The sequence below is a fragment of the Paenibacillus sp. NPDC056933 genome (genome assembly GCF_042674385.1).
Lineage (GTDB): Bacteria > Bacillota > Bacilli > Paenibacillales > Paenibacillaceae > Paenibacillus.
This window is the reverse complement of the sequence record NZ_JBHUQN010000001.1, coordinates 442,454-466,477: the sequence shown is the minus strand read 5'-3', so window position 1 is coordinate 466,477 and position 24,024 is coordinate 442,454. Positions and strand designations below refer to the sequence as shown.

Below are 24,024 nucleotides of genomic sequence, written 5' to 3'. Positions count from 1 at the left end.
CAGACCAGAGTAAGCGTACTTCATTCAAAGCGATGATGTCCTACGCCAAACCCCATAAATGGGCTTTTGCGGGTATCTTTCTCTGCTCCCTGCTTGGTATTTCCGCAGATCTGCTCCAGCCTTATCTGGTGAAGATCGCCATCGATGATCATCTGGCGATTGGCCAGACCAGTGTAGGCTTCCTTGTCGAGTTGGCAGCTGTCTTTTTGGGGCTGGCAGTGATCAGTTTTATTTTCACCTATGTACAGAACAATCTGCTGCAGCATGTCGGTCAGAATATCGTCTCTCGCATTCGTAAAGACCTGTTCAAGCATATCTCCAAAATGTCGATGTCTTTCTTCGACCGGTTCCATATCGGCAGTCTGGTTACGAATGTATCCAGTGATACGGAGACGATCAGCAGTTTCTTCACCCAGGTGCTGCTTAGTCTCATCCGGGATGGCATGATGCTGGTGCTCATTATCGTGTTTATGTTCCAGCTCGATCCGGTGCTTGCAGGGTATTCTCTTATCGTCTTGCCTGTAATCGCCATTGTGGCCGTATTGTTCCGAAGTCGACTGCGCAGAGCTTATCAGAATGCCCGCACTCGCCTCTCCCGTCTGATTGCGTTCACGGCAGAGAACCTGTCCGGCATGTTTTTGATCCAGGCTTTCCATCAGGAAGAAGAACAGAAGAAAAGATTCAAGGAGCAGAACACACTTCACCTAAAGGCCAATATCGCACAGGCCCGTTCCAACGTTATTTTCAACCGAACGTTTGATATTCTCGGCAATGCGGCGCTCGTCATGATGGTCTGGCTTGGAGGACGCGCCGTGCTGGGTGAATCATTGCAAGTGGGTGTGCTCTATGCATTTATCAGTTATATCCGTCAGTTCTTCCAGCCGATTAACCAGATCACCATGCAGTGGAACACATTCCAGTCAACAACCGTATCCATGGATCGGATCTGGAACATTCTGAGTACCCGTCCGGAAGTCGCTGACCCGAAACCCGAACTCGCGTCTACACTTGAACCCCGGAACGTGATGGGGCAGATTGATTTTAATGATGTATCGTTTGGCTACCGGGCAGAGCGCCCCCTGATCCAGCATATGAATCTGCATCTCTACCCAGGTGAAATGGTGGGCATTGTAGGAACTACAGGGGCTGGCAAAAGTACACTGATCTCCCTGCTCAACCGCTTCTACGATGTGAATGGGGGCAGCATTGAGATTGATGGCACAGACATCCGTCATTTCCCACAGGCCAGTCTCCATCGCATTGTTGGTCTGATCCAACAGGAACCGTTCCTCTTCTCGGGCTCCATCATTGACAATGTACGAATGTTCCGCGAGGATATTACAAGAGAGCAGGCCATTCAGGCCTGCCGATTCGTCGGAGCACATGCCATGATTTCACGTTTGCCGCAAGGCTATGATACACGGCTTTCCGAACGCGGAAGTGGTCTGTCCGCCGGAGAGCGTCAACTGATATCGTTTGCCCGGATCGTGGTCTTTCAGCCCCGAGTGCTCATCCTGGATGAAGCAACCGCGAATCTGGATTCACATACCGAACAATTGGTACAACAGGCTCTGGAATCCGTCTCTCAGGGAAGGACAACGATCGTCATTGCGCATCGTCTATCTACGGTCATGCATGCAGATCGAATTCTCGTTATGGAGAATGGCGAGATTGTCGAGGAAGGCTCACATCAGAAGCTGATTGATGCAGAAGGGGTATATGCCGATCTCTACACCCATGCGCGTGAAGCCGGTAATGATTCAGCTATCTCTGGTTAGAGCATCATCTTGAATCAAGTAAGTTTAAATCAACGTTGAACGTGCCGCTCTGCGATGCAGGCGGCATGTTTGGTATATTTTCTGGGAAATGATGATAAGGAGGCGTTACTTATGAAACCTGAATTACATGAATCATCAGAGTCGGAGCTTGAGCATCGTCAGATCAGCTACCGCCGCTTCACGGCTCTATGGAAAGGAGCCCTAAGTCTTCTCTTTTTACTGTTATGCTTGGTCCTGTTATGGATCATCTATGACGAGGACCATTCCCTGGAATGAAATTCGTAAAATCGAACTTGCCTCTTCCGCCCTCAGCAAATGGATATTGTCCGCATCCCCCATGATTGCCTTGTACCTGAAAGACGGTACCCGTCATCATATCCAGACCGATCATTTGCTTACCAAAAAAGAGCTCTGTCGAGCCATAGTCCTTCTGCAGGCAACGCTGCGCGAGAAACAACAACAGGACAACTGAAAACTCAGCTCACCTCATTCTGACTTTTCGATACCGACTGACAGGTTCATTCTGTAATTTCCATAAGGCAAGATGGCTTCCAGCAAGCTGTCAAGCTGCTCCAATGTGCCTGTGCGTACTCGCATCAGGTAACAGCCCTCTCCGCTGACACGGTGAACCTCCACGATGTCTTCACGCGCAGCCACAAATTCACGGAAGGCGGCATGTCTGTCGCCGGAATTGAGAAAAATCGTCACAAATGCTTGCAGGCCCATGCCGAGGCGTTCCGGGTTCCATTTTACCGTATACCCTTCAAGGACACCCAAATCATGCAGCTTGCGCACTCTCGCACCTACAGCCTGCCCAGTCAGATGAACCTCTTCGCCGATCTCCTTGTGGGAGCGTTTGGAGTCCCGAATCAGGCTTTGCAGAATACGAATATCTGTATCATCTATCGTTTCATTCATGATGTATCGCAATCCTTTCAACTTGAAATTAAAGCGGCCTGTTTTCTTTCAGTGTGTCATTTACGCCTCAAAACGGGTTGTATAACATATAGGATAATAACATTAATTCCTGAAGGAGTGCAGATACAATGAAAATTCAATTGATTCGTAATGCAACATTATGGTTGGAATATGGGGGTCTGAACATACTGGTTGATCCCATGTTGATGGATAAAGAAGTAATGCCTGCTTTTCCAAACACGCCCAATGAATTACGCAATCCAAGAGTTTCTTTGCCTGAGACGGAAACGGATTATATGAATCCGGATCTGCTGATCGTTACGCATACCCACCCCGATCACTGGGATGAAGCAGCAGCCAAACAGCTCCGCAAGGATGTACCTCTGCTGTGTCAGCCAGGAGATGAGGCTGTGTTCACAGGAGCCGGATTTACTAACGTTACTGCCGTGGATGACAAACATGAGTACCACTCCGTACGTTTTGCCCGCACTTCGGGACATCACGGAACCGGGGAAATCGGCGAACGTATGGGCAAGGTGTCTGGTTTTGTATTGGAAGCTGACGGAGAACCTGTCTCCTATATCGCCGGTGATACCATCTGGTGTGAAGAACCATCAGAAGCCATTCGTCAATATCAGCCTGAAGTGATTGTGGTAAATGCTGGTGGTGCCCGCTTCCTGCAAGGAGATCCGATCACGATGGACGGACCTGACGTAGCTGCCGTGAAACGCCATGCACCGGATGCACACGTTATCGCTGTGCATATGGATGCCATAAATCATTGCATGATGTCCCGCGTGGATCTCGCCAGTTATCTCGCCTCCGAGCAGCTGGACGGGCAAGTGCTCATTCCACGTGACGGCGAGAGCTTTGTGTTTGAAGCGGGGACCGGGTTGAAGTAAAATTCATTGATGCGATGAGACATAAAATTCATAATAGTCAGTCCCCGGGTCATAAACATAAGTGGCTTGGAGGGACTGATTCTTTTGAATTATCACAACAAAACCAAACGGCTAGCGAATACTGCACGTTAAACCTCTAGGGAATACGGTTTGTACAATCGTTAACGAATCCGGGCAGCTCTATATGGCAAAATAACACAAGTTCGCCGTTCTAACGAATTGTAGACGTCCAATTCCCCTTTTTACATTCTCTTTGCATTGTGCTGCCGCAGATCTTTCCGGAATAACGATTCGTTAGAAGCTGGAACACATTAGAAATTCCTCTTGTGGCACTCAAAATGGGATGAATACGCTTTGTGCCACGTAAATGCGGAACACTGTGCACTACAAAAAAGACTGAATGCGTATAAAACTCGCATCCAGCCTTTTTTCTAATCGGAAGTCACAGCAATCCGGCGGTTATTCTGAATCGAAGTGCCTTGTATTTCCGTGTTCTGCGATTCCTCTGTCTCCTTTGTCCATCGTGCAACCCGCATGATTCTTCCTGCTTGATTACTGAACTTTCAAGCGGATTACGTTCCACGATGCTTTGGCCAAGCTTGCCGTAATCAGTGTCTCCGATACCCCTGCATCACCACGGTTATGAGGAGCGACACGATTCGGCTCTGCTGCAGTATTGGCTGCCTTCAGATCATCACTTTCCAGCACAATATGCTCTATCAAGCGGCACTTCCCAAAGCTGCGCAGATCCACTTCAAGCGGGAGCGATTCTTCCAAATGACGATTCACGGCGAAAACAGTCACTTCACCCTGCTCCTCGTTATGCACAGCAATGGCCTCCAAATAAGGAACATCCGTAATTTGTTTGGTGTCATATTTGGGAGACTGGATCAACGGCACAAGTGCTGTTCCACGCCCGAACACGGAAGCATGCATGAACGGATAGAAGATCGTCTGTCTCCATGCAGCACCTCCATTATCCGTCATAATCGGAGCGATAACGTTGACGAGCTGCGCCAGACATGCCATTTTAACTCGGTCCGCATGTTTCAGCATGCTGATCAGCATGCAGCCCACAAGCAGTGCATCTTCATGGTTGTATACATCCTCCAGCTGTGGCGGAGCAATCTGCCATGGGTCCAGCTTCTTGTCGCTTTCGTTGGAGTGATACCAAACATTCCATTCATCAAAGGACAGGAACATCGTCTTCTTGCTGCGCTTCTTCGCCTTGATATAATCACAGGTCGCTTTGACCGTATCGATAAAACGATCCATTTCAAGGGAACGCGCAAGGAATGTTGGCGTATCCTGTTCAGCGTTACCATAATACTGATGCAGGGATAGATATTCAACATGATCATACGTATGATCCAGCACCGTTGCTTCCCATTCCGGGAAAGATGGCATACCCAGGGATGAACTTCCGCAAGCGACCAGCTCAATTGTTGGGTCCGTCCATTTCATTACTTTTGCCGCTTCGAGCGCTACCCGTCCATACTCTTCTGCTGTTTTGTGACCAATCTGCCACGGTCCGTCCATTTCATTGCCAAGACACCAGGTTTTGATCGCATGGGGCTCTTTATATCCATGTTTAATGCGCAAGTCACTATAATAAGAACCTTCCGGATGATTGCTGTACTCCACGATGTTACGGGCTGCGTCTACACCCCGTGTTCCCAAATTGACGGCCATCATCACTTCCGAATTCGCCTGTTTGGACCAATCCACAAATTCATTAAACCCGAATTCATTGGTCTCGATTGTTCTCCATGCCAGTTCAAGTCTGCGTTTGCGTTCAGATACAGGTCCGACAGAATCCTCCCAATTGTAACCGGATACAAAGTTACCACCAGGGTACCGTACAATCGGAACCTGCAGCTCCTTAACCATCTCCAGCACATCTCCACGAAAACCCGCTTCATTCGCTGTAGGATGACCCGGCTCATATACTCCACCGTAAACGGCACGTCCTAGATGTTCAATAAATGAACCGTATAATCGTTTATCAACTACGCCAATTGTAAAATCCTTGTCTACCGTCATTTTTGCTTTTTCCATCGTGAAGTTCATCTCCCTAAGATTAATATAAAAATTAATTGATAATCTATGGATCAACGTTCATATTTATATTAAAATCGATTATGACACCAATTTCAACATGAATTTTGCAAAATGTTATTCTTTTGGCTGGATTTATGTTTAACTTAATTCTATAAAAATAATAGATATGAGTTAACTCGATATTTACACGTAAACGAAGAGGACAGAAAAAACCTGTAGAAGCGTAGCGGTCGCCTTTATCACCGGATTTCACTCATTATACATGGGGAATCAAAGAAATCCGGGGATAACAGCGATTGGAAGGTTATTCTGTCAGCGTAGTGGCCTCGTGTGAATAACACTAGATCAACTCATATTACCTGGAGGAACAGATGTGATCAGAGCAAATACCGATGCTGAATGGCTGCCATTATACGAGGCACTCGCGAGTGAGGTCCGTCTCCAGATTATCAGGCTTGTCGCAGAGACCCCAATGAATGTGAAGGACATTGCCGCATCACTCGGCCTGAGCAGCGCAATCGTAACCATGCATGTCCGCAAGCTTCAGGATGTGGGCATTATTCAGTCCAAAATGATTCGCAAGGATGGCGGTACGCACAAAATGAACAGCCTGGCTGTCGACTGGATTGGCATCTCCATGCCACAGGAAACCGGGGCCTCCCGCAAGCTTCATGAAGTGGCAATCCCTGTTGGACATTATACCCATTTTGATGTATATCCGACCTGTGGTCTGGCTACCTCCAATCAGGTCATTGGACAGTATGATGATCCTCGTTATTTTCTGGATCCTGAACGGATGCATGCCCACATTCTTTGGTTTGGACGTGGATTTGTAGAATACAAAATCCCAAACTATATCTTGTCCGGTCAACAGATCAGTGCCATTGAATTATCACTTGAGATGGGCTCCGAAGCACCTTCAGTCAATCCGAACTGGCCCTCGGACATTACATTTATGCTCAACGGAATCCGATTGGGTGAATGGACAAGCCCTGGAGATTCTGGAAATGGACGGGGGATGTTTACCCCGGAATGGTGGAGCGACAGTGTCAATCAGTACGGTATGCTCAAGGTACTGCGGATTACGCATGAGGGGACATTCATCGATGGACAGCATATGTCCGAAATTACGCTTGCGGATATTCCCGTGGAACGCAACCAATGGACATTGCGCCTCTCCGTGGAGGAAGATGCGCAGCATGTGGGCGGGCTGACGTTATATGGTCAGGGATTCGGCAACTATGATCAGGATATCCTGTTCCGTCTGTACTATCAGGACTGAAGTAAATAACCAAAAAAACCTTCCATCCGCTGAATAGGCAGAGATGGAAGGTCCTAAAGATGTTCATAGAATGTTCTGAATTAATACGCGAGCATGGATTTAGAGCGCACTTCCACCAAACAGGAACCGGTACTCCCAGTGTTTACCGGAGATGTCGCTAATCGTCACACCGCCACCAGCGTTGGAATAGGTATGCAGCACTTTGCCGTCCCCAAGATAGATGCCCGTGTGAGTAATGGCCGCCTTGGATTTATTCACGCCAGAGTACGATGATGCCGAGCTGCCTTTATAGGACATAAAGTACATCAGATCACCGCGCTTCAGATTTTTCCAATTGGTCTTAACGGTACCATTGGCTTTTACATAGGCTCCTTGTTGACGTGAATCGGACGGAAGCTTTATTCCAAGTGCATCCATAAATGCCCGGCGGACAAAGCTTGAACAGTCAAACGTTGCCGTACTGTTACGACTAGCACCAAACTCATAAGGCGTTCCCCAATATTTCATGCCAGCAGCTATGACTTTCTCCACAGAAGCACTGCCTGTAACAGACGTACTGCTGCCTGAACCAGACCCACTCGTACTGCCACTTCCTGTTGTCGTGTTGCCTTTCACGGCTTTTGTATATTTTGAGGAAGAAGATATGTATCCTGTCCGATTGCCAGAATCCTTAATTTTATACCAGCCTGAGCCGGATTTTTGAGTAACCGTAACCGTTTCCCCTTTTGGCACCAAACGAACAATGCTTGCGGAGGAAGATGGTGATGTACGCAGATTTACTCCCCAGATCACTTTAACCTTTGAATTCTGAACCGTGGCTGCCGATGCCGGTGTCGTTAATGCTCCTGTTGTCAGACTTCCCATCAGCATCGTTGCTGTTACACTCGCAGTAATGATCTTGCTTTTCCAGTTCATGATGTCGTGTTCCCCCTGATGTTACAGAATTTTAACCTGGCCTCATTTGCCGGGCTTGCCCCATTGTAAAACGGGCTGTCCATAACGATCATCAGTCCAAAGTCCTGTATTCAATCTGGCAGGCTTGAGCACTAAGAATCAGGGAAACATCTCACACCAGTTGGCTAAAACTACCGTAAATCACTTCTTTTTCAAAGGTTAAATTATTGTAACTATTTGCTGTGCTTCGTTTTCTGTAGAAATTAGACCTAAACCGTTTATCTTGCAAAACATGCGTCAGATGACCTATGTTTTAATATTCAAGCTCTATAATTGGTAAACATTACTATGTTTCATTTGACGGTTAAGCTGCCTGAATACAACCTGAAGACTCTCCGACATGCAAAAAGCCGGAGATTTCTCCCCGGCTGTACTCCTTGATTCAATAGGAATCGATTATGGCTCAATGCCCCATGCGTTAACTCCGCCAATATATGCGGTCACTTTGTTCCATGCACTGAATGCCGTTTTGGTGGCATCAAAAGAATAATCATTGGTCTGATCAAAATTGGTCCAGTTGTTCTTCGAGAAGCGACCTTGAATAATTCCCGTCTCTGCTCCGGCAGCCAAACTGCCTGCCCCGGATTTGAATCCAATCTCCAGATACGTATCCGCTGTGCCCTTAGCCGGATCTACAGTCACAAATTTAGCCTCCACATTACCGCTGCCAATCTCGGCATAATCACACCAGAAACTCAGATCTGATGCACTATCCTTCGTAAAGTAATACCGCAGCTTCACCTGGCTCAGATCCACGGCTGTCGTGCCTGTGTTCTTGATATTGAACTGAGGGTTCACCGCATTGCCTGACGTCCCTGAACCGCCATTGCGGTATTGCACCTCAAGTGCACCTGTTGTTACCGGAGGCGCTGTTGGGGTCACCGTCACTACATTGGACAATGTCTGCCCGCTTGCATTTACCGCCACCACTCGGTAATTGTATGCGGTACCGTTCACTGCCGTTGCATCGACGTACGTCAGTGCCGTCAGACCCGCAGCTAAATCGGCATAGGCTCCTCCTGCAACCGAGCGTTGCACCTTGTAACTTGCTGCTCCGGTCGATGCGGTCCATGTCAGCACAGCCTGATTATTGCCTGCCGTTCCCGTAAGGGTTAACACTCCCGGCACGACTGTTCCCGCTTGCGGAGTAGCAGACGCTTGAGCAGAAGGTGCAGATTCGCCAACTGTATTGACAGCAGTCACCACATAATAGTACGTTTTGCCATTCGTCAATCCCGTATCTGTGAAGGTGCCGCCTGTAACCCCTGTTGCTACGGGTGTATACGGACCACCGTTCACTTCTGCACGTTTTACAGTATAAGAAGAGGCATTGGAGGCAGTATTCCAGTTCAGAACGACCTCTTCACTGCCCGCTGCAGCTGTCAGACCAGCTGGAGCTGCTGGCACCTGAACCCCTGGACCTCCGGCATCACCAAGGAGACGATCATATTCGCCATACGCGGTAGCCATATCCACCTGTGACCAGAAACGGTGATACGTAAAGGTTGGTACGCCATTTTCCCATTTTTTCGTTGTTGGATTGTACGATGTTTTGTACAGGTTATCCAGGTAAGCCCAAGCTGGGTCCTGCTTGATTACCGGACGCAGATCGGAATACCCGATGTATACGCCGTTCCCGCCTTTCGCCGGATCGGAAGGTATTCCTGCTGTGCCAGGAATCGTATTGCCTTGGCCGAAGGTTCCGGACCAATTCGCCGGGATGTAAATTTCTTTGGCAAAGAAACGGAAATAGTCTTTACGCTCCTCTTCCGTAACAATCCCCACACCATCATTGTAGTCCCAAGCCGTATTAAGCAGCGTCTCGGCCAGATCCTTTGCTTCCTGCCCTTTCGCGCTCAGCGTACCGCTCTCCGCCTGGGTTCCTGCCGCGAAGAACGTCAGCGCCTTGATGTAACTTCCCAATACTCCTGTGTCCTGCACTGGATCTTTGGTAACCGCATGGAAGTTCGGGTTATTCGTAAACGTGCTGAAGCCGTTCCATTTATCCGGTTGTCCCTGCCATTCCTGACCGCCTGGAATCCAGAACTCGCCCGGAGCTGGCGTAGTCGCAACCTGAACATTGGTTCCGCCCATGATGCGCTGTCCAGCTGCGTTCAGATAATAGCCTTGTTCATCCGTTACAGGACGCTCCCCGACAAACACATAATCCTTGGTCCAGTCGATCCACTTCGTAATGACCTTCTTGGCCATCTTGAAGTTCTCGGAGCTGAGGTCACCGCTCTCGGCAAGAATATAATACATCTCTGCCACCCGCTCCAGCGGCCAGGCCTGAAATCCAAACCAGGTGTTGGAATCCGGATCACGATATACAGGTGCTTCCTGATAAGCCATGTCATAGAATGTGCTGACTCCTGCCGGATAAGCCCCGTAGGAACCGCCTATGCTGTTGGTTGCTCCCCCGCCGATGGCCCCTTCATGGGATTGCAGCCAGGTATAGAATTCCAGCTGGCGCTTCAGCGTGGCATTCCAGTCTGCTTTGGCCGTAGCTGATTTCGGAATCAAGCCGCCAGCTGGATCAGACAAGGCATAGGCTGCAACCGGATTCTGATAGGCCTGATGGGTATGACTCGCTCCAATGCGCCATGCCCAGTCCCCGCCTTGACCCAAACCACCACCCCATGACGTATACCAGGCCATGAGATACATGTTGGAATCCTTGCCTGTTCCCGCACTTGGCGTACCGTTCTTCGCACTGCCGATCTTCTGGAAGTACTTGTCGTACATGCCGTAGCGCAGATAGTCTCCCATCTTCTTCGCTTTATCCAGATATTCCGTATTGTTATATCCCATTTCTTTCGCCCAGTAGAGCACCTGCACCGCACGTGCATCGGCATCCGTTGCATTGGTGTAACGCCACTGTGCTGACGGTGCCTGATTCTCCTTCGTGAACAGACTCATGAACCCCTCGTTTGCTTTACCAAATGATTTATCATCCTGCGATGGGTGAGGAATGGCCTCCCACACAGACTCCTGCTCCCCACGCTGGAACGTATTCACATACGACGTTGTATGGGATGGATTCAGCAGATTCCCGTATCCGTACCAGTTATCCACGTCGATAAGCCAGTGCATCAGATAAGTCTGATTATTCCCATAGGACGCCTTGAATTCGGCATCCAGCGGATCTTTCCCCGCTGCATATTGCCCATTAAGTGTGGATGGATACTGGTCCGGGAACGGTTTTTCCGCTGCATACGTGGCTGGGCTGTTCGGGTTGTAGAAGCTCATGGTCGGCTGCTCTTCCTTGCCATCGCCTTCATTGACCGGGATAATGTACTTCTCCATGCTGTCCCAGGCCGCTTCAAGTTTGGACCAGTCTCCAGTATAGTGACCGTACATGGTCTCCAGCCATAACCAATAACTGTACGCCTCCGACGTGGACATATGCCCGTAATCCGGGGCCTCGCTCATCAGTGTCTCAACAGAGTGATACGGAATACCTTCCGGTGAAAAGTAGCCGTTGGCCGGGTCTTTCAACTGATCATACAATTGCAAAAATCGCGCTTCGTTTATTCCGTCCGCCTGAGCCTCGATCATCTGCTCTTCAGCATAAGCCGTTTGGGGGCCCGCCCATAATCCGGAGTATCCGGTCAACATAACGGTCCCTGCAAGCATGGCCGTCAAACTTTTCTTTGCAGCTGACTTCAACATATACATACCTCCCTAAAATGGTGGAATTATACTTGAATCACTGTTGGCTTGGGCATCAGACTATGGCTCAATCCCCCATACTTTCGTTCCGTCCTGATACCCTGTCACCTGAGTCCAGGCGGTAAAATCCGTCTTGGTTGCGTCATAGGAATAGTCGTTGCTCTGATCAAAATTGCTCCAATTGTTCTTGGAAAAACGCCCCTGGATCATGCCTGTCTCCGCTCCGGGAGCCAGACTGCCTGCGCCGGATTTGAAGCTGATCTCCAGAACCGTATCCGCTGTACCCTTCGCCGGATTCACCTCAACAAATTTGCCTTCAATATTGGCCGTCCCGATCTGCGCATAATCACACCAGAAGCTCAGATCTCCCGTGCCATCCTTCGTAAAATAATACCGGAGCTTCACGGTACTCAGATCAATAACCTGAGTCCCTGTGTTTTTTAGATTAAACTGCGGAGTCACCGCATTGCCGGAAGCACCTGACCCTCCGTTACGATACTGCACTTCAAGCGTGCCCGACGTTTCAGGAGGCGCACTCGGTGTCAGTGTCACGACATTGGACAACGTCTGTCCGCTCGCATTAACAGCGGCAATTCGATAATTGTATGCCGTGCCATTTACCGCTGTCGTATCGGTATAAGTCAAAACAGACAATCCAGTTGCGACATTGGCATATGCACCTCCAATAATTGCACGTTGTACCTGATAACTCGCAGCTCCCTCTGCTGCCGTCCAGGTCAGAAGCGTCTGGGCGTTGCCTGCCGTTCCGCTTAATGTCAGCGCGCCGGGCACAGATGTTCCAGCCCATGGTGTAGCGGAGACTGGCAGAGATCCCGGCGACTCACCCGCTGTATTCACAGCCGTCACAACATAATAATAGGTCTTTCCGTTCGTCAGCTCCGTGTTCGTGTACGTCAATCCACTCACTCCTGTCGCTACAGAAGTATATGGCCCCCCACTCACCTCAGCGCGTTTCACGGTGTACGATGCTGCCCCAGGTGATGCAGCCCAGTTCAGGATGACCTGAGCGTTCCCTGCTATGGCTTGAACCCCCGAAGGTGCAACAGGCGTGACAACCGATGTGGCATCAGGCTCCTGGCCATAAATCCGATTGCCTGCATCGTATACCGGAAGATATATGCTCTTCGCCACATTGCCCGTGCCCAAGCCCTGGAATGAATGATCATTATTTGCATTCCAGGCGCCTTGTGGCCCGGTAATGCGGAACACCACCTCTTTACGATAATGTCCCTCCCCGCCTGGATAGATTTTGGTTCCGGTGAAATCGGCAGTAATCGCATAGATTCTCTTCGTCGCATCAACCACAACCGGCTGGGATACGGTAGCCCCCTCGGTGTAGGCAGTTGTAATATTAACGTCGGAAACGGTATATCCTGCGGCATACACTTCACTCAGATCGATGTAATATCGGAAGGACAACTTATCGCCCATACGTGCTGGCCAGCCCGAACGATTGTTCAGTTGAGCCTTAATTTCGGTATAGTTGGAACCGGATGCCTTCACAGCAGCTTCGACAAAGAACTCATCCGTCTTCGCTTCGGGAGCCGGAAAGTTCGCGATAGGCTGATCATTCTGTCCATACAGCAGATTCATCTTGGCTAACGCACCTGTAAATCCCGCATTATAATCGGTTGCCACCTCATTGCTAACGTAATCTCCAATTGAATCGGTGTAGGCATCTGCTGCATCCGGTCCACCAACCATTGCGCCGTACAGGATGTGACGGTGATCAGAAGGAACACTGTCGCTGTTTGCCCATGAGCCGTGAGAGGTTCGGTGATGCGGGTGTTTCGGCGGATTCTGACCATAGCCAACCACATAACTGCTCTGGCGTGGATTATCCCCCAAAATGTAGTTCATTTGAGATACGGCAAAGTTCTGATACCTTGTTTTCTTCACCGGATCACTGACCCAATCGGAATACACAAAAGCAATGAACGATGCATTCGCTGCATAACGGAGCGATCCCCATGTATCAAGCCAGGCCAACCCGCCCGGTGTATACTTGATACGTTCTCCATTCGTGCCTACAGACCAATAATCGAGATTTCGCTCTGTCGATTGAATAAACCGTGCCGCTTCCGGCATGTTCAGGCTGGACGTAATGCGAGCCAGCAAAATCTGAGCTCCATAATGTTTGTCATCCCAGCCCTGGGTCCATGTATATGCCCAGTTCCCGTTCTGCCCATCCGCCTGCCACTGATTCGCTGTGGCAATCGCTTTGGACAAGTAAGCGCTATCATTTGTAGCCATATATAACCATGTCGCTGCCCATGCAAGCTCATCCTCATAACCCGTCCATGAGTTGTAGAAAGACTGGGCATCTGTGATGCAATCTGTATACTTCCCACGGTACGTATCCCCGAAGCTATATAATTCCTTGGCATGTTTCAGCAGTTTGTCAGCATAGGCCGGATCACTGTCCCGAAACACGATGGATGAAGCTGCAAGCGCTGCCGCTGTCTCTCCTGCAAGTTCACTACCTGGACAGGATGCATCGATCTTAAAGGCCGGGCGATTCATCTGCATCACTTCAGCCGGTCCCCACCAGGAATGGTCGGTATTCCCCGCTCCGACTTGTCCCCATAGTTCATTCGGTTTCGTATGCGCTTTCACAAAATAGTCCGTGGTCCATTTCAAATTATCCTTAATGGCATCCAGCTGTCCTGCCTGTTCGTATCCCTCGCGGTATTCCACAATGGACCAGGCTAACATCGTGGCAGAATAAGCCATGGGCAGACCGAATTTTACGTGATCACCGGCATCATACCATCCTCCGGTCAGATCGACCCCAACATCCGATCCGTCGTTCAATCCGGAATCACCGCGCCATTCTACCCGGTTGTCTTCTGGCAATTTCCCTGAACGCTGGGTTTCATAAAAGTAAACGGCTTTCTGTAATGCTTCAGCATAGTTATGGTTTCCGGCAGCCGCATCTGCCTTGCCATTCCATGCCTGTATGGAATTACTTCCTGCCAGTAGCCCTGCCGATAACGCAAGAATAGCGACTCGTCTCCACCAGCTTCCCTTCATGTTCAACTATTCATCTCCTTTTACAATCGTCGTCTCGTAATTTTCCAATTACACGGATGTAATATGACCCGCTCCTTTCTATGGTGTGACTCCATGTATTTTCCACCATTAATTACCATTATAACCTTTTACTTCAGTTGAAATATCAGCGCTGGTGACTTCTGGAATAACATTGTTGTGACATGTTCGGTTATGGATATAACCAAAAAGACAGCCTCTCATATCGATGGACACGATATGAGAAACCGTCCTGAAGTTTCGTATAATCCTTGCTACAGGCTGAATGACAATCCTGGTACTATCCAGTCTGACCATTCTGTCTTTTGGCTCGTTTACACTCTGAATTTGTTGATTTGCTCCTGCAACTCTTCTGCCATTTTGGACAAAGAGCCTGCAGACGAAGCAATCTCTTCCATGGAAGCCAGCTGCTGCTGGGTTGCGGCGGATACATTATGCACTCCGCCTGCTGCTTCTCCAGCAATATTGGAGATCTGATCCACATATCCTACAACTTCATTCGTACTTGCTGACATTTCCTCCGAACCTGCGGATACTTCCTGAATCTCACCAGCCACCTTATTAACCGCACTTGAAATCTGCTCAAAGGCTTGTCCTGCCGCTGTTACAATCTCAATTCCGGCCTCCGTTTCATTGCTGTTCACTTTCACAGCCTGTACGGCATGGTCTGTATCCTTCTGAATCAATTGCACGAGATCCGTAATTCGTTGCGCAGATGTAGAAGACTCCTCTGCAAGCTTCCGCACTTCTCCGGCTACAACCGCGAAACCACGTCCGTGCTCACCTGCACGTGCCGCTTCAATCGCTGCATTGAGGGCAAGGAGATTGGTCTGGCGAGCGATATTGTTGATCACCTCAGTAATGGTGCCAATCTCTGCAGAACGTTCTCCCAGCCCTGTAACCAGTTCTGTCAGTGATGCAATGGAATTGCGAACAGAACCCATCTGTTCAACAGCCTGCTGAATAATCATATTCCCTTCAGCAGACTGATTCGCAGCATCAACAGCCGATACAGATACACTTTGAGCAAGCTCGGCGATCTGTTCCGAACCAAGCGCCATCTCACTCATTGCCTGTGAAGACCGCTTCACCATGTCCACTTGATCAGAAGTACCTACGGCCAGTTCTTCAACCGTTTCGGAAATCTGTTCCGAAGCCTTCGTATTCTGCTCTGCACTCGCAAGGAGCTCCTCTGAAGAGGCTGCTACCTGTTCAGATGTGAACGATACCGATTGAATCATTGCGCGCAGGTTGCCAGTCATCGTATTGAAGGAATCCGCCAGCGTTCCCAGCTCATCCTTATTCTTGAGAACAATCTTCTCACTGGTCAAGTCACCATTGGCAATAAGCATGGCCGCTACATTCATCTTCTTGATTGGCTTCGAAATGATGCTCGCAATAAAGAAAGCAATAAACATGGCAACCAGGAAAGCAACAATGGTTACTGCCAATATAACATTGAATGCTTGTTCAGCAGAATCAACCGATGCATTCGTAGCTGAATCTGACCCTTCATTCCCCATTTTAATCAATTTGACAATGGAATCGTTGGCTGTATACCACAATGAATATGCCGCTGTGTGCAGTTTGCTGGCCTCTTCATAATCGTTTTTCAATCCTAGTTCAATGAATGCAGGCATCTTTGCCAGATATGCCTCATAGTTGGTGCTAAACTCATTGTAAAGTTTCATTGCCTCTTCATTGTTATCTATGAAAGTTAACAACTGTTTTCGTTCATCCTCAACCTTGCTAAGGAGCTGATCCAAAGCCTCTTTTAACTTGGCTGTTTCATTTTTGTCCTGTTCCACAATGACTGCGAGCGCAAGGCGTTCCACATCGGAAACATCACCATTCATCTGGCCCAACAGAGATACACTGGGCATCCATGTCTTGTCGACATCATCCGCTTTGTTTGACATAACATGAATTTGGGTCAGCGCATAAATGCTGACAAAAGCCAGTAAAGCCACTACCAATAGAAATCCGGTCAGTAATTTCATTCGAATTGTTAATCTCAATTTCCTCGTTACGCTTCCCTGCGCCTCTTTCATGTTCCCCACTCCTCAACTAGTACATATTTATAGTATATCGACACCTTTCGTCATGAAATGTAGATATCCGAATTCAATTTTCATAAATTTCAGTTAACTTCGAAATAGACACAAAAAGCCTTAAGTCTTTGGCGTACCAAAAACGTAAGGCTTCGTAAGCGGAAGTTCCCTTCCGATCCCTACATATTCTTCGTTTTAACGGAAAACCCGACGATGAAGGTTGATGAAAAAATCGGGAACCGACTTGGTGTAATTGCGCGTAGCAATCAATATTACACTGACCAAACTACCCAGAATGAACCCACCCAGAATATCCCCAGGATAATGTACACCTACATATACACGTGATACTCCTGTCAGTAAAGCGAGCAAAAGCATCAATATTCCAAAGCGACGTCCGATGAAGAAAGATGCCGCAGCCAGAGCAAAGACAAAGGAAGCATGTTTGCTTGGGAAAGATGGATCTGGTACATGCGGTACCAGTTGATTCACCGTACCTTCCATAAATGGCCGCGGGTGACCCACCATAGGTGAAATTCCCCATTTGGCCAGACTAAGCGCTACAATCGAAGCTACACATGCATAAAATACAATTCGTTGCTTTGAAGGTTCACCGAGAAACCATACAATGACAAGCAGTCCAATCATAACCCAGACGGCATATTCAGCCGATGTAACCATAAACCAGTCCAGAAACGGAATTCGGTCTGCAAACTGATTAATCCAATTAAATATTGATTGATTCATAATAGCGGTTTAATATCCTCCTTACAAAAAACATGATTATTTTTTACATGATAAATGATAAATAGCTACAAACTATTTGTCAAATATTCCTGCTTACAACCGAACATTCGAAATCAAAGGGGACATTTTTCTTTCTTTTTGTTAAAATAGTTTGGGTTACATATCAGTTCATTCATAGAAAGGTGAAGATTATGCTTAAGAAATGGTTATGGGGGACAGCCCTGACCCTGGCACTTGCCGTAACAGGTGTCATTGTATACTACGGATATTCGATCGTTCATTTTGCCAATAGCATCTCGACCGCTTCCGGTACGACTTCTCCCTCCGATTCATCTTCAGGGACAGATCAAAACGCAGAATCCCCATCCACACCATTTCCTAAATGGGACGGTAAAGAACGGGTGAACATCCTGCTTCTTGGTGGAGATTCCAGGGGAGATGATGCCGGCCGTTCAGACTCTGTTATGGTCGCTTCCATTGATCCGGTCTCCAAGAAAGCCCACCTTTTCTCCGTTCTAAGGGACACTTATGTTGACATTCCAGGCCATGGAAAGAGCAGACTTAATGCCGCTTTTTCTTATGGGGGTGTTGATCTGACCAAACAAACCGTGGGTAACCTGCTCGGTATTCCCATTCAGCATTACGTCTACACGGACTTCACCGGGTTTATGGCACTGGTTGACGCTGTAGGCGGGATCGACATTGATGTGGAGAAAGACATGTATTACACCAGTAAAGCAGACAAGCATATGTACGATATTGATCTTAAAAAGGGACTGCAGCATATGGACGGAAAAACCGCTCTCCAGTATGTCCGTTTCAGACATGATGCCACCTCCGATTTTACCCGCACAGAGCGGCAGCGGATTTTCATGACTGAACTGGCCAAGAAGATGCAAAGCACAACTTCACTATTCAAAATCCCTGAAATATTGGAAGCCATCGCTCCCTATGTTGAAACAGACCTCGGCCCAACGCAGATGTTAAAATTGGCTTCGCTCGGATTCGATATCAACGTGAATGAAATCGATAAACAGCAGATTCCCCCAAACAAGCTGTTAACGAACGAGCTTGTAGGTTCTGCTCAGGTGCTGGGTGTGAATGAAACCAAACTCAAAGCATACATTCAGAATTTGTTTGAAGAAGATGCGAAATCTTCAGAGGATGAATCGACGAAAGTACAAGACTTAAACTAAATTGGATGAAAACAAAAAGAAGCAAGTTTAGCAATAAATTTCGATTTAAAGGCGGCTAAGGCCGTCTTTTCTTATACCTATTTTCCCCATTTAATGCAGCCTTAATGTTCAGCAGGTACCCTTAAATGATGAATTCCCGGTTACATGAAGGAGGAATACACGTGAATAAACCGCGAATCATGGAATGGACCCAACTGCGAGGCCTCGCATTTCTCGCTATTGTGATGCAGCATAACATCGCGGAATATATATATCGTCCCGATATTCAACAACCGGATTCCATCATGCTGACCATGATTTATCATCTGACTCGTTTTGGCACGCCAACATTTGTGTTTCTGTCTGGAGCACTCTTGTTCTACCATCACAGCCACACCAAACCGGATTACCCCCGGTTTATTCGTAAACGGTTTGGAGATATTTATGTACCCTTTGTGGTATGGACGTTCATCTATTGGTTGTCCGTACGGATATTCACCCCCGAGTTCTGGCATTTGGGTACACCAGACTTCCGTAGTCTTGTTCGCGAACTGTTCCTGCCACAGACAGGATACCATCTGTGGTTTGTCATTATGGTGTTCCAATTCTATATTTTGTTCCCTCTGTTTCTTACAGGAGCCAAATTCATTCAACGATGTATCGGAAAGGTCAGCCCTATCACTCCCACGCACTCGGTCATTGTGCTGGTTGTCATCGCGTCAGCGCTGTACACATTGCTGATGAAGTGGTCCTACTATGATATGGGCGGGTGGACAACAGCCTTAACCCAACCCTGGTCGAGTTTGTTGGAATATCGTTCCTATTCATGGATTATGTACTGGTTCTACTTTTTGCTTGGCGCCGTATGTGCCTGGTCAGTCGATAGCTGGAGGAGTTGGACTACACGTTTGCTGCCCTGGATGATATGTATGTTCGTTGGAATGTACATCTGGTTAGGTTACGATGTGCTGCGGGGATCAGGAGATGTCGTCAACCTGAATATTTCAACCTATCTGAAACCGACGACATTCTTGATTATTATTGCGCAGCTGTTCATGTTCTATGGACTTCTTGTACTGCTGCGTGACAAAGACAGACCATTTCAACGCCTTCTGGCGTGGATCGGTCGATATTCCTTCGGTGGGTACCTTGTTCATGCACTGGTCATCTATGGAATCGCTTATGTCACCAGACCGCTCCAGCTCAGTGGCTGGCATCTGCCCATAACACTACTGTCGTTCGTCGTAACTGCCGCACTGTCTCTTGCCATCAGTTGGGGACTTTCAAAACTTCCCGGGTCCCGCTTCACCATCGGACTGTACCGTAAAAAACATAATCATCCGGGCCTGCAAGATAGTGCTGTTGCTCTGGGCAAAAGAAGTTCACCTGAGCTTCATCCGTCAGCCCGCTCTAATCGCAGCCCAGAAACCAGTTAGACATCGTTGGATGAAAAAGAGCGTCTTCCTTGTGTAAACTGTACCCTATAGAGTAGACACTTCAAAAAAGTCTCTCTATAGGGTATTTTTGTTGTATGCCAAGAAAAGAGACCGGAATGGAGATACATCAATGAGTAAAAAACCTTTACAGCAGGCGAAGTGAAGCAGCTTTCTGCGAACCCATACGTGAAGTCCGTATCTACGAAAGGAATTACGTATACGGACGAATTCAAACAACTCTTTATTGCATCAAATCAGCAAGGAAAGCTGCCTAGAGATATTTTTGAGGCATGTGGATTCGACGTTCAGATCATTGGAATGACTCGCATCAAAGCTGCTGGAACACGGTGGAGAGCCAGTTACAGAGAACAAGGCTCCCTAGGCTTACACGATGCAAGAGCGACACATTCAGGGAGACCTCTAAAGCGGGAGTTAACTTTGGAAGAAAAAAATGCGAGGCTCGATGAGGTTAAACGAGAAATTAAAGCATATATGACCTACTACAACCACTACAGGTACCAGTGGACCTTAAAAAGGATGACCCCTGTAGAATACAGAGATCACCTTCTTCAAGTCATGTAGGTCTTTTTTAGAAATGTGCTTTACATAGGGTACAGTTTACTTTTGTAGGTACCCTTTTGGGTACCTTATCTTATCCAAAGTGGTACATTATTTATATTGATCATAGAATCATTTATATTCATTCACATAAACTAGAGAATCATTAATACAACCATTTTTTCAAAAAAAAAAAAAAAAAAAAAAAAGCCGATGAGTGTAAATTGATCATTAAGCAAACAAAAAAGTCGCCAAAATGGCGACTAACATGACTTATTGGTATATTACTTTTTCTGCCGCGAAGTAGAAACCCCGATGATAAACGTAAGAACAATAGGTAAGAAAACGTATGAAAATATAAGGAGTAAACCTGTACTTGGAGAAGGTTTGTCTGCCGGTTCTATGATTGGGATTAGCTCATTATTAAGTAGAATAAGGATAATATAAAATGGAATCCAAGAAATGACCGGCAGGTATTTCAGCTTTTCATCGCCTAATAACCTCTTCGTTATGATGTAGACCATACATATGAATATAAGTATTAGAATTACACTAAATATACTAATTGCCGTTGTAGTAATGCTATTTGTCCACCCTGTTAATCGAACGATTCGGTAGTAATTTAACTGCGGTAGAAAGAAAATGTATAGAAATATCGCACTGGGAATGCTGCTCAATACAATTTTATTGAAACTTTTCATTGTCTTCACTCCTATAATATTCCTATTGAATATAATATAGAACAATAATAGATAGTTCAAGATATTAAATTGCATATATACTATAATAGAGTTTACTTTCCTATATTTTCCTATTATAATAAATTTATATTACATTTTTAGGAGGTTATAATTCTTGAAATTCTTTGGTAAAATACTATCCATTGTTTCCCTATCAGCACTGGTTCTCTCCAGCGTAGCTTCTGCAAGTGTTTCACCTGACTCTCCACCATCTATTGAGAAGGATCTGAATTCCCTAAAGGAAATCCATCAATATGTTGTTGATAACGGATATGCTTCATTGAATGGAGATGGAACCATTGCGGTAAACACTAGTGCAATTGAGACAGTAGTTGAGTCGACTTTATTGGATCAGTACATAGACAATTTAGATGGTTCAAATGATGTCATTTTAGCAACTGGTGGTGGCATTAAGTTCGACCAGAACTTCGACCTTCAGATTGGTACACAAGAAGAGATAACTGAGAGTGTTTTTCATCAAGACCAAACTGGTCAGTTTTATAATGATTCTGTAATCTCAATCATGGCTGATCCGGATGCACCTCCATATTTAAACGCATATTATATGGCCAATCAAAATAGAACAGAAGTTAAAAACTATTACATGAATTTGGCTACTGGCATATGGGGAAATCCTCAAGCAGCGTACAGTGCTACAGTAGGCATGTGGGTTGCTAAAGTACAACCAGGTGGAGTTTGGGACTATAAGTCTGTTCCTTATTATTACCCGGCCAGAAAGTTGTGGACCGCAAAAGTTAAAAACGGTACTGAGTTACGTACCTCCGAATGGTTTGGTAACTATAACTATGGATTTACAGGAAAAGAACTTTTCAGTTTGCCTATTCTTTTGTTGGCTGGCGATGCTGTAGGATTGGCTACAAGCTATAAAATTGATGATGAGAATGATAAAAATGCCGTCAGACAAGGTTACAATGAATCACCTTAAGAAAATATTGACCCGGGTAAGCTGTCGATCCTTTTTTCGACAGCTTTTCTATATCCTTGTACGCCCCACTAGTCAGTACTTGTACAAGTGCTTTTTCATCTTCAAGATCATTTTTTAGCTGCGTGACCTCAACGAGCTTTACAGCCTTTCTAGCAAGTTCAGTAGCGTTAAGTCCAAGAAATGCTTTATCGATTGAATCCGATTTAGTAGAGGTGTCTTGAGCTCCGAATCTGCTAAAGCAGAAACTATTATTATTTTACTAAAAAAAGTACCTTCTCAATTTATAAACTGTACCCTATAGAGTAGACACTTCAAAAAAGTCTCTCTATAGGGTATTTTTGTTGTATGCCAAGAAAAGAGACCGGAATGGAGATACATCAATGAGTAAAAAACCTTTACAGCAGGCGAAGTGAAGCAGCTTTCTGCAAACCCATATGTGAAATCCGTATCTACGAAGGGAATCACGTATACAGACGAGTTCAAACAACTCTTTATTGCATCAAATCAGCAAGGAAAGCTACCTAGAGATATTTTTGAGGCATGTGGATTCGACGTTCAGATCATTGGAATGACTCGCATCAAAGCTGCTGGAACACGGTGGAGAGCCAGTTACAGAGAACAGGGCTCCCTAGGCTTACACGATGCAAGAGCGACACATTCAGGGAGACCTCTAAAGCGGGAGTTAACTTTGGAAGAAAAAAATGCGAGGCTCGAAGCACAAATTCACCTGCTCTAAGCAGAGAATGAACTCTTAAAAAAGATTCGCATGGCCGAACGGGGGTGGAACCACGAGTAAAACGAGCAGCCAGCTGTGTCTACCAAATGATTCGAACTGTGGTTCAGAAATACCATCTAAAGCGGATGGTGAGTGTTCTGTGCGAGGTTGCAGGCGTCTCCACAAGTGGACTATCGGTACTGGACGGCTTCGGCCATCCACAGACGCCATCAGAACGAACAACCCGATGAAGAGCTTCGCGTTCACATCAGCCGAGCCTTCCATTTTAAAAAGCGTAACAAGGGAGCACGCTCCATCAAGATGACACTGGAAGGACAGTTTCAGATCGTCTGGAATCTCAAGCGAATTCGAAGAATCATGAAAAAATATGATATCGGTTGTCCTATTCGAAAGGCCAATCCGTACAAACGAATGATGAAGGCGACCCACGAACATCGGACCGTGCCTAACTTGTTACAACGTAATTTCAAACAGGGAGTGCCTGGGAAAGTGCTTCTAACCGATATTACCTACTTAGAATACGGTAAAGGAAAGCGAGCTTATTTGTCCACGATCAAGGATAGCTCCACTAATGAAATTCTGGCTTACCATGTGTCGGAACGAATCACCATGGATCTCGCGACAAATACCTTGCTTCACTTACAGAAGAATCGAAGGTGGAAGAAGACCAAAGTTGCCTTCATTCATTCCGATCAGGGTACCCACTATACTCATCCGGATTTTCAGAAGAAAGTGAAACGAATGGGCCTTGGGCAATCCATGTCCAGACGAGGAAACTGCTGGGATAATGCTCCGCAGGAGTCGTTCTTTGGGTCATTTTAAGGATGAAGTTTCGCCGAAGAACTGCACGACGTTAGATGAGGTTAAACGAGAAATTAAAGCATATATGACCTACTACAACCACTACAGATACCAGTGGACCTTAAAAAGGATGACCCCTGTAGAATACAGAGATCACCTTCTTCAAGTCATGTAGGTCTTTTTTAGAAATGTGCT

The 24,024-nt window shown here is 46.8% G+C and carries 15 protein-coding genes and 2 pseudogenes; 10 read left to right on the top strand and 7 right to left on the bottom strand.

The features are described from left to right. Positions 1-32: 32 nt before the first annotated feature. The 3 genes from ACFTRD_RS01950 (at position 33) to ACFTRD_RS01940 (ending at position 2,250) form a co-directional block, all read left to right on the top strand. The gene (locus tag ACFTRD_RS01950; protein ID WP_379381119.1) at positions 33-1,778 is read left to right on the top strand and encodes an ABC transporter ATP-binding protein; all 1,746 of its coding nucleotides are present in this window, start codon (positions 33-35) and stop codon (positions 1,776-1,778) included. Between the two features lie 111 nt (positions 1,779-1,889). Then, positions 1,890-2,054, top strand: coding sequence for a hypothetical protein (locus tag ACFTRD_RS01945; protein WP_379377475.1), 165 nt, complete (start codon positions 1,890-1,892; stop codon positions 2,052-2,054). Next, on the top strand, positions 2,029-2,250 hold the full coding sequence (locus ACFTRD_RS01940; RefSeq protein WP_379377473.1) for a hypothetical protein: 222 nt from the start codon (positions 2,029-2,031) through the stop codon (positions 2,248-2,250). The genes ACFTRD_RS01945 and ACFTRD_RS01940 overlap by 26 nt, the downstream gene beginning before the upstream one ends. A 14-nt stretch (positions 2,251-2,264) precedes the next feature. Here ACFTRD_RS01940 and ACFTRD_RS01935 read toward each other — a convergent pair whose 3' ends face one another. Then, positions 2,265-2,696, bottom strand: coding sequence for an Lrp/AsnC family transcriptional regulator (locus tag ACFTRD_RS01935; RefSeq protein ID WP_379377471.1), 432 nt, complete (start codon positions 2,694-2,696; stop codon positions 2,265-2,267). Positions 2,697-2,824: 128 nt separating this feature from the next. Between ACFTRD_RS01935 and ACFTRD_RS01930 the strand changes: the two genes are divergently transcribed. Next, positions 2,825-3,598: an MBL fold metallo-hydrolase gene (locus tag ACFTRD_RS01930; protein WP_379377469.1), complete on the top strand. Its 774-nt coding sequence runs from the start codon at positions 2,825-2,827 to the stop codon at positions 3,596-3,598. 552 nt (positions 3,599-4,150) lie between these two features. Here the strand turns inward: ACFTRD_RS01930 and arfA are convergent. Beyond that, complete coding sequence (arfA, locus tag ACFTRD_RS01925) at positions 4,151-5,656, bottom strand: arabinosylfuranosidase ArfA (RefSeq protein ID WP_379377467.1); 1,506 nt, start codon at positions 5,654-5,656, stop codon at positions 4,151-4,153. A gap of 376 nt (positions 5,657-6,032) precedes the next feature. Here arfA and ACFTRD_RS01920 point away from each other — a divergent pair, with 376 nt between their 5' ends. Continuing rightward, a complete protein-coding gene (locus ACFTRD_RS01920; protein WP_192264489.1) occupies positions 6,033-6,941 on the top strand; it encodes an ArsR/SmtB family transcription factor in 909 nt (302 codons plus the stop codon). Positions 6,942-7,040: 99 nt separating this feature from the next. Here the strand turns inward: ACFTRD_RS01920 and ACFTRD_RS01915 are convergent, their stop codons facing one another. The 5 genes from ACFTRD_RS01915 to ACFTRD_RS01895 all read right to left on the bottom strand — a co-directional run bounded on the left by ACFTRD_RS01915 (position 7,041) and on the right by ACFTRD_RS01895 (position 17,437). Further along, on the bottom strand, positions 7,041-7,856 hold the full coding sequence (locus ACFTRD_RS01915) for a C40 family peptidase (RefSeq protein WP_379377464.1): 816 nt from the start codon (positions 7,854-7,856) through the stop codon (positions 7,041-7,043). Positions 7,857-8,291: 435 nt separating this feature from the next. Then, complete coding sequence (locus ACFTRD_RS01910) at positions 8,292-11,573, bottom strand: glycoside hydrolase family 48 protein (protein ID WP_379377462.1); 3,282 nt, start codon at positions 11,571-11,573, stop codon at positions 8,292-8,294. A 54-nt stretch (positions 11,574-11,627) separates the two neighbouring features. Continuing rightward, positions 11,628-14,621: a glycoside hydrolase family 9 protein gene (locus tag ACFTRD_RS01905; protein ID WP_379381117.1), complete on the bottom strand. Its 2,994-nt coding sequence runs from the start codon at positions 14,619-14,621 to the stop codon at positions 11,628-11,630. 332 nt (positions 14,622-14,953) lie between these two features. Further along, the gene (locus ACFTRD_RS01900) at positions 14,954-16,690 is read right to left on the bottom strand and encodes a methyl-accepting chemotaxis protein (RefSeq protein WP_379377460.1); all 1,737 of its coding nucleotides are present in this window, start codon (positions 16,688-16,690) and stop codon (positions 14,954-14,956) included. Between the two features lie 195 nt (positions 16,691-16,885). Continuing rightward, a complete protein-coding gene (locus ACFTRD_RS01895) occupies positions 16,886-17,437 on the bottom strand; it encodes an undecaprenyl-diphosphatase (RefSeq protein WP_379377458.1) in 552 nt (183 codons plus the stop codon). Positions 17,438-17,628: 191 nt separating this feature from the next. On the opposite strand from ACFTRD_RS01895, the gene ACFTRD_RS01890 reads away from it, so the two are divergent. The 5 genes and pseudogenes from ACFTRD_RS01890 (at position 17,629) to ACFTRD_RS01870 (ending at position 24,004) form a co-directional block, all read left to right on the top strand. Continuing rightward, a complete protein-coding gene (locus ACFTRD_RS01890; RefSeq protein WP_379377456.1) occupies positions 17,629-18,633 on the top strand; it encodes an LCP family protein in 1,005 nt (334 codons plus the stop codon). Between the two features lie 161 nt (positions 18,634-18,794). Then, the gene (locus ACFTRD_RS01885; RefSeq protein WP_379377454.1) at positions 18,795-20,048 is read left to right on the top strand and encodes an acyltransferase; all 1,254 of its coding nucleotides are present in this window, start codon (positions 18,795-18,797) and stop codon (positions 20,046-20,048) included. Between the two features lie 138 nt (positions 20,049-20,186). After that, positions 20,187-20,630 (top strand): annotated as a pseudogene (locus ACFTRD_RS01880) (HTH domain-containing protein); the annotation flags it as partial. A gap of 831 nt (positions 20,631-21,461) precedes the next feature. Beyond that, positions 21,462-22,292 carry a polymorphic toxin type 44 domain-containing protein gene (locus ACFTRD_RS01875; protein WP_379377452.1) on the top strand — a complete coding sequence of 277 codons (831 nt, stop codon included), beginning with the start codon at positions 21,462-21,464 and terminating at the stop codon, positions 22,290-22,292. Between the two features lie 409 nt (positions 22,293-22,701). After that, positions 22,702-24,004 (top strand): annotated as a pseudogene (locus tag ACFTRD_RS01870) (IS3 family transposase). The last annotated feature ends 20 nt before the right edge of the window (positions 24,005-24,024 follow it).

What these genes read in the sequence shown, in the direction of transcription:
- ACFTRD_RS01950 (WP_379381119.1), top strand. Translation starts at nt 33, where the DNA reads ATGATGTCCTACGCCAAACCCCATAAATGGGCTTTTGCGGGTATCTTT.
- ACFTRD_RS01945 (WP_379377475.1), top strand. Translation starts at nt 1,890, where the DNA reads ATGAAACCTGAATTACATGAATCATCAGAGTCGGAGCTTGAGCATCGT.
- ACFTRD_RS01940 (WP_379377473.1), top strand. Translation starts at nt 2,029, where the DNA reads ATGACGAGGACCATTCCCTGGAATGAAATTCGTAAAATCGAACTTGCC.
- ACFTRD_RS01935 (WP_379377471.1), bottom strand. Translation starts at nt 2,696, where the DNA reads ATGAATGAAACGATAGATGATACAGATATTCGTATTCTGCAAAGCCTG.
- ACFTRD_RS01930 (WP_379377469.1), top strand. Translation starts at nt 2,825, where the DNA reads ATGAAAATTCAATTGATTCGTAATGCAACATTATGGTTGGAATATGGG.
- arfA (WP_379377467.1), bottom strand. Translation starts at nt 5,656, where the DNA reads ATGGAAAAAGCAAAAATGACGGTAGACAAGGATTTTACAATTGGCGTA.
- ACFTRD_RS01915 (WP_379377464.1), bottom strand. Translation starts at nt 7,856, where the DNA reads ATGAACTGGAAAAGCAAGATCATTACTGCGAGTGTAACAGCAACGATG.
- ACFTRD_RS01910 (WP_379377462.1), bottom strand. Translation starts at nt 11,573, where the DNA reads ATGTATATGTTGAAGTCAGCTGCAAAGAAAAGTTTGACGGCCATGCTT.
- ACFTRD_RS01905 (WP_379381117.1), bottom strand. Translation starts at nt 14,621, where the DNA reads ATGAAGGGAAGCTGGTGGAGACGAGTCGCTATTCTTGCGTTATCGGCA.
- ACFTRD_RS01900 (WP_379377460.1), bottom strand. Translation starts at nt 16,690, where the DNA reads ATGAAAGAGGCGCAGGGAAGCGTAACGAGGAAATTGAGATTAACAATT.
- ACFTRD_RS01895 (WP_379377458.1), bottom strand. Translation starts at nt 17,437, where the DNA reads ATGAATCAATCAATATTTAATTGGATTAATCAGTTTGCAGACCGAATT.
- ACFTRD_RS01890 (WP_379377456.1), top strand. Translation starts at nt 17,629, where the DNA reads ATGCTTAAGAAATGGTTATGGGGGACAGCCCTGACCCTGGCACTTGCC.